We start from the raw sequence: 5,732 nt of genomic DNA on the forward strand, positions 1-5,732 counted from the left end.
CGGCTGGTGATTACCGGGGCGGCGCGAGAGCGAGCGGTACTTCAGCTCCGGTGCCTGCAGCCTCGGGAAGTGTTCCTTGATGAGGCGTGCGGCATCTTCGTCGCGGATGGCAATTGCCGAGGCACCCTGGAAACGCTGGTCGCGGTTGAGAAGGTCGAATCCCGTATATCCGCTTTCGTCGATACGAAAGCACTCCATGTCTGCCCTCTGTGACACTGTCAGATCGCGCTCTTGTATTGCGCGAGAGTCTCGTTACTGCACGCAATCATCCTCTCGCGGATGACTTCGTTGACGGTCAGGATAGTGCGCGGATTTCCGGCGCCGCTCGAAGCATCGATCATTCAGATCGCCTTCTCGGCCTTCAACAGGTCGCGAACGAGTGCACCAAGGGGCGTCACGACATAGACCGTTCCGCGATATGTGCCGTCGGGAAAGTGCGTTTTCTTCGGGACTGCGAGCCGGTGCACTGCTTGATCATGGAAGAAGACTGATTTCAGCGCCTTCGAGATAGCACCCATGGCGTTCCGTAAGGCTGGATCGGGTTCACCGCGTTGGTCGCTGAACGTGTCATGCCCGCCCAACAGCTTGCGCAAGGCCTCTTTGCGCAGCGGTTGGGTCGGCTTCGGACGAACGGCGGCGACGACGGACTGCGCGAGCTGTGTGAGCTCGTCGTCGTTCTGGACGGGCGGCAAGGGGACTGGGTCAAAGAGTTTGATGCTCTCCGGTGAGATGAAAGGGGCCAACGCGTCGAGAACGCCTTTGACGCTCTGATCCGGGATTTCGGCCAAAAGCATGGTCATGTGCGATCCTCATTAGGAATGACTAACGAGAACGCTAACGGGAATAATTGCGACTTTCAAGGCTGGAGGCGATAAATCACCGAAAATCCAGGGTTTTCACCATGATTGTATCGATGTGAAGGTCAGGACGTAGATATCGCGCCCGCGCAGGCTCTTGGGCGGCAGAAGGAGTTTTTCGCTTCCGCTAAGTCATTGAAAGTCGGAGAGATTGCCGTGCGCATTTGCTACAAATGCCGAAAGACAAAATGATTTCAGGGGTGGGGATGCAGTGGATATTCGACGACACGCTATTTTGAGTTGGGCGGCAGGTGAGCACAGCGCCGGCTTCAAAGGTCAACCGGGCCTCCAGCACCAGGTGGGCGCGTAGTGGGCGCTGCATCGCCGCCGTCGTCTGCTGCCTCTCGGAGGATTTACGGTGACGACGTCCGGTCGCTAATCGAAGCGCAATTGGCTGCTCATAGCGGAGGCCTTCTTGCGGTCCTCGCGCGATATCGGCCAAGGGAGGCTATGGCTTCTTGGCACGGGACGATCCGCGCCGTCGAGGAATTCATCAATCTGCCACGGTTCGGCATCGATGATCTGCGTGGAAGGGCGCGGCTTTGTTCAATTCCTCTCGACGATCGGCTCTTGTCCAATGTCGAGTCAATCTTTCGGGCTGTTCGTGAAATATTGTCCCCGCAGTTTGAAGCTGGCGTCGTCGGGCGCTACCTCCAGACGATGCTACAGACGGCAGCCATTGCCAGCGCTTTCAAAAGCCATGGCCAAACCTTCGGACCTGGGATCACGCTCGATACAGTGGGCGCGGCCGTCGACTATTTCCAATCCCGCCGCCGGCACATGGTCTCACTGCTCTACACCATGCCTTTTGCCTGCAAGGGAACCGATGTGCTCGTGCCGCTCGACACGTTGAATGTCCTGCTGCCCCAAGTCGAGCATAGCTGCGTTACGATAACGGGTTTCCACCTCAAGCTGGCGCAATTGGATATTCTCGACGGCTTCAGCATGGAGATCGATGAGATCGGCGCGATGGCCAGCCATGGGTTCGATACGCTCGATGAGAATTTTCTCGAGCCGGAACGAGCGTCCATCCAGGTCATGGCCGAACTTCGTGGAGACCAGATTGTGTTGCCTCCATTGGAGGAGCTCGATACGAGAAAGATTTTCTCGGCGGCTGAACTACGAAATTCCGTGAGGTTGGTCGGGGCGACCTATTCGGCATTCGGGCTGAACGATTCCGATTTTTCAATGATGGCGCTGTTGATAGTCGCATTTGCGCGCCACGCCCGCGATGACTATTTCGTTGAGATCAAGAAGCCAAAATTCCAGACGATGCTTCGGGCGCAGGCGGTATTCGCCCCAGAAGAGCTTGAACGCTTGCTGGTAAACGAACCTTCGGATTACGCCACCAACAGCAACGCCTATGAGCCGTTTATCGACGCGGGCGATGCCGTTATTTCGAACGTCAACCTGCTATCGCGCTTCCTCTATGCCTTCAAAAATATCCACCTGGGCAGTCGCCGCCGCTTCCAGATTCATGCCGGTTTTATCTTCGAGGACATGGTGAAGCGCGATCTGTCCGCTATGGGATTTCAGGTGACGGATGTGAAGCGCATCAATCGCAAGGAATTCGACGTCGTAACGATCCATCGCGACGTGATCTACAATTTCCAGTGCAAGAACAGCTGGATTGATCTGGCGAAAGTGGAGTCGGACCGGGCCCTGTTCGTCCGCTACAATCGGTCCCTGACGAATTACTATCGCCGCGCTCTTCAAAAGGAGCGCAAACGTGAAGGTTTGCTCAAGCAGAAGCTGGCTCTTGATCGGGTGGAGCATTACGTGATCAGCCGCTTTCCGGTGATCGGATCCGACGCTCGGGTCATCAACTACAATCAGATCGACCGGTTGAAGGTAGTCTTGGGAGACGTCACGTGAAGTCGGATCCGGCCAAAGTCATCCATCTCCTGTCAAAATTCACCGGCCAGGACTTGACCCGTACGCTCGGGCGGATCGAGGCGGAGGTGCGCGGACTATCGGCTGACGATTGCGATGCGTTCCTCGAACAGGCCGGCGCGGGTCGGGAAGTGCTAGCTGCGGCCGCGGAGATGAAGCGCTTGGCCGGCCAGATCAATGTGACGATCCACGCGCTCGGCATCCTGTCGTGCTTGCCGCATATTCTAGAGCAAGGAGAAACGGTCGAGTATGTCTCGCTCGGCGCCGGCAATACGGGTCGGGAATTCGACCTTGAGACGAACCTGCGAGTGGCGGAGTTCAAGTTCATCCGCTGGCGCGGCGGTGCGGAATCGATCCGGCAAAACTCGATTTTCAAGGACTATGTTCTACTGGCCGAGAGTCCGACACCCAAGCGGAAGTATCTGTATTTGGTGGGCACCGAGCATGCGCTCAAATTTCTGCACGGGGGCAGGGCGCTTTCCAGCGTGCTCAGCCGAAATGACAAACTTCAGAAGATGTTTTCAGAGCGTTTCGGCAGTCAGTTTTCGAAGGTTCGCGACTATTATGGGGCTCACTGCGATGCAGTGCAGATCGAAGACGTGTCAGCTTGGCTCTCGGAGCCGGCGGAAGTGCTTATTGTCGATGCGGTCACAGACGAGCTAATCGAGCAATAGGGCGGGAGGAGTGCTGGTGACGAAATCGATAGATGACGCCCAACGGAAGGCGAGTTGCAAATAGCGCCAGCGGCGTTTGGGGGACGTATGAGCGCCGTGATCTCGAAGACTGGGCTGTGGGATGTCGATGTGACGATCGGCCTGACCACCCATACAAAACATCGGCATGTTCCCAGTCCAGTGTCGGCCCTTTTCAAGGCGCCCGGGCCTGCGTCCATCCTAACCTTTGGACCAGTCGCGCTGGCCGCGGCCGTCTGCAGAACGGCGACGACGCGACAAGCCCGACCGAGGCTGCTCGCGGGTCTGCAAAAGAGCGCGCTTGCTCAGTTGGAATGCCTGGTCTCGAATGACTCTGCGTTCGAGCTGACGCAGGACTTCGCCGACCTGGCCGACACCGAAAAGACGTTGTTTGCCGCGCGTTGCGGAGCCGGCATCACGGATCTCTACATGAATGCCTTGGGATATGTCTGGCGTGCGAATGCGGCCTGCCTGTCCAGTGCGCTCAATCCTCATGCGGACTTTCTGTATGGTGGCGGCGAGGTCGAGGGGCATGGCGTCGTGTTGGCCGAAGCGCACGGCTCGTTCGCCGCCAACGCGACCGCAAAAACGGTCACGGCCGAGGCGACGCGAAAGTATGCCCGGCAGGTGAAGCCGTATGTCAACACGGGGTCGTCCTTTGGCCACGTCATCCATGGTTACTCCGATGCCTTCGGCTCAAAGCCCGGAACGACAGGCGCATTCCTGAGTGTGGCCGAGACACTGATTCCGAAGCCCCGCAAGAAGGTCCCGCCAGCACCGGCCGGGCAAATCGCTAGCGGCGGTGGGGTTTCGACTGCGATGGCTCTCGCGTCGCATCGGTCGAACTTCATCCTGATGGGCTTGAGCCAGGTGGTCGATTGGATCGATGGAATCGGGAGGACGGGGCCCATCCCGTCCGACGCCGGCCCGGTGGCTTTCGTTCGAATGCCCTATGCCGGCCGATGGTATCTCGGCAGTGCCTTTTCGATCTGGCCGGCCTTGTTGGCGCGCTGGTGGCGCGACGGTCTCTGGGACGACCCCGTTTGGAGGCACCACATTGTCCGGGACGTGCTCTCCCGGGGTTTTCTGGGCGACGCGGTCGGTTGGTTCGTCATGGAGGAGACAGCCTGTAGGGCATTCTTAAACGATCTTACCGGTATGATCCGGAGCGGCGGCGAAAACCTTCCAGAGCGCCTCGATCTCCCCAGCTTCGACCCTGTCGGCTTCGGCATTGGTGAAGGCAGCCTTGGCCGGCGCGCGGATGGCACGGAGTATAACTATGCGATGTTTCGCGACGGTCTGGCCCTACTCGGGGATCCGTTCCGTCCACGAAAATTGGAGACCAGAAGATGGTCGCCAAAAGAGGGCTTCGAGGGTTAGCGGTAATTCACACCAATAGATTGAGCGACATGCCGAGGTGCCGCACAAAAGCAAAAATGGGGGAAGCATGATTAGCCGGGGGTCGGAATGGCGTCGCTGGGAGCCACATATCCACGCGCCCGGTACCGTGATGAACAACCAGTTCACCGGCCCGACCGCGTGGGAGGATTATCTGTCGGCGCTGGAGGCAGCCAATCCCGCGATCGAGGCGATTGCTGTTACTGACTATTACGTCACCGAGACCTATCAGCTGGTGTTGGCGTACAGGGCCGCCGGGCGGTTACCGACTGCGACGCTGATTTTCCCGAATGTCGAACTGCGGTTGGACGTCGCGACGTCCAGGGGAGGGTTCGTGAACCTTCATTTGTTCGTCAGTCCAGAAGATCCGGACCACCTCGCAGAACTGCAGCGCCTGCTGTCGCGGCTGCACTTCACCATGCAGCAAGATCGTTACGACTGTACCCGCTCGGACTTGATAAGGTTGGGAAAGAAGGCCGATCCGAACATCATCGATGACGGCGCAGCGTTGGCGTTCGGCGCCAACCAGTTCAAGGTCAATTTTCGCGAATTACGCGAGGTATTCGGCGAGAGCGGGTGGGCCAAGAAGAATATCGTCATAGCCGTCGCGGGCGGCGCGACCGACGGGACGTCGGGCGTAAGGGAAGCAGCCGACCAGGCCATAAGAAGGGAGATTGAAGGTTTCGCAGACGTAATCTTCGCGAGCAGTCAGGCACAGCGGGAATTCTGGCTCGGACAGAGGGATCTAGACCCGAGGGAGATACGCGCCCGATATGGCGGGCTGAAGCCATGTCTTCACGGCAGCGACGCGCACAAACTCGACGACGTCGCGACGCCGTTCGACGATCGGTACTCGTGGATCAAGGGTGGCCTCGAATTCGACTCCCTGCGC

5 protein-coding genes and 2 pseudogenes are annotated in these 5,732 nt (G+C 58.5%); 4 read left to right on the forward strand and 3 right to left on the reverse strand.

The annotated features are described in order from the left end of the window. The 3 genes and pseudogenes from WCB02_RS28455 to WCB02_RS28465 all read right to left on the reverse strand — a co-directional run. A pseudogene (locus tag WCB02_RS28455) lies at positions 1-198 on the reverse strand (hypothetical protein); the annotation flags it as partial. Between the two features lie 20 nt (positions 199-218). Continuing rightward, positions 219-341: a hypothetical protein gene (locus tag WCB02_RS28460; RefSeq protein ID WP_423963081.1), complete on the reverse strand. Its 123-nt coding sequence runs from the start codon at positions 339-341 to the stop codon at positions 219-221. Then, positions 342-800, reverse strand: coding sequence for a hypothetical protein (locus tag WCB02_RS28465; protein ID WP_423963082.1), 459 nt, complete (start codon positions 798-800; stop codon positions 342-344). A 507-nt stretch (positions 801-1,307) separates the two neighbouring features. Here WCB02_RS28465 and WCB02_RS28470 point away from each other — a divergent pair. The 4 genes and pseudogenes from WCB02_RS28470 to WCB02_RS28485 form a co-directional block, all read left to right on the forward strand. After that, entirely contained in the window at positions 1,308-2,732 is a 1,425-nt protein-coding gene (locus tag WCB02_RS28470; protein ID WP_423963083.1) for a hypothetical protein, read from the forward strand. Further along, entirely contained in the window at positions 2,729-3,424 is a 696-nt protein-coding gene (locus WCB02_RS28475) for a hypothetical protein (protein WP_423963084.1), read from the forward strand. Before WCB02_RS28470 ends, WCB02_RS28475 begins: the two co-directional genes overlap by 4 nt. Before the next feature lie 87 nt (positions 3,425-3,511). Continuing rightward, complete coding sequence (locus tag WCB02_RS28480) at positions 3,512-4,822, forward strand: hypothetical protein (protein ID WP_423963085.1); 1,311 nt, start codon at positions 3,512-3,514, stop codon at positions 4,820-4,822. 67 nt (positions 4,823-4,889) lie between these two features. Beyond that, positions 4,890-5,732: pseudogene (locus WCB02_RS28485) on the forward strand (TrlF family AAA-like ATPase); the annotation flags it as partial.

The sequence above is a fragment of the Bradyrhizobium sp. genome, from assembly GCF_049581145.1.
Lineage (GTDB): Bacteria > Pseudomonadota > Alphaproteobacteria > Rhizobiales > Xanthobacteraceae > Bradyrhizobium.

Bases quoted from the DNA above. Each gene is read 5' to 3' on its own strand.
- WCB02_RS28470 (WP_423963083.1), top strand. From the start codon at position 1,308: ATGGCTTCTTGGCACGGGACGATCCGCGCCGTCGAGGAATTCATCAAT.
- WCB02_RS28465 (WP_423963082.1), bottom strand. From the start codon at position 800: ATGACCATGCTTTTGGCCGAAATCCCGGATCAGAGCGTCAAAGGCGTT.
- WCB02_RS28480 (WP_423963085.1), top strand. From the start codon at position 3,512: ATGAGCGCCGTGATCTCGAAGACTGGGCTGTGGGATGTCGATGTGACG.
- WCB02_RS28460 (WP_423963081.1), bottom strand. From the start codon at position 341: ATGATCGATGCTTCGAGCGGCGCCGGAAATCCGCGCACTATCCTGACC.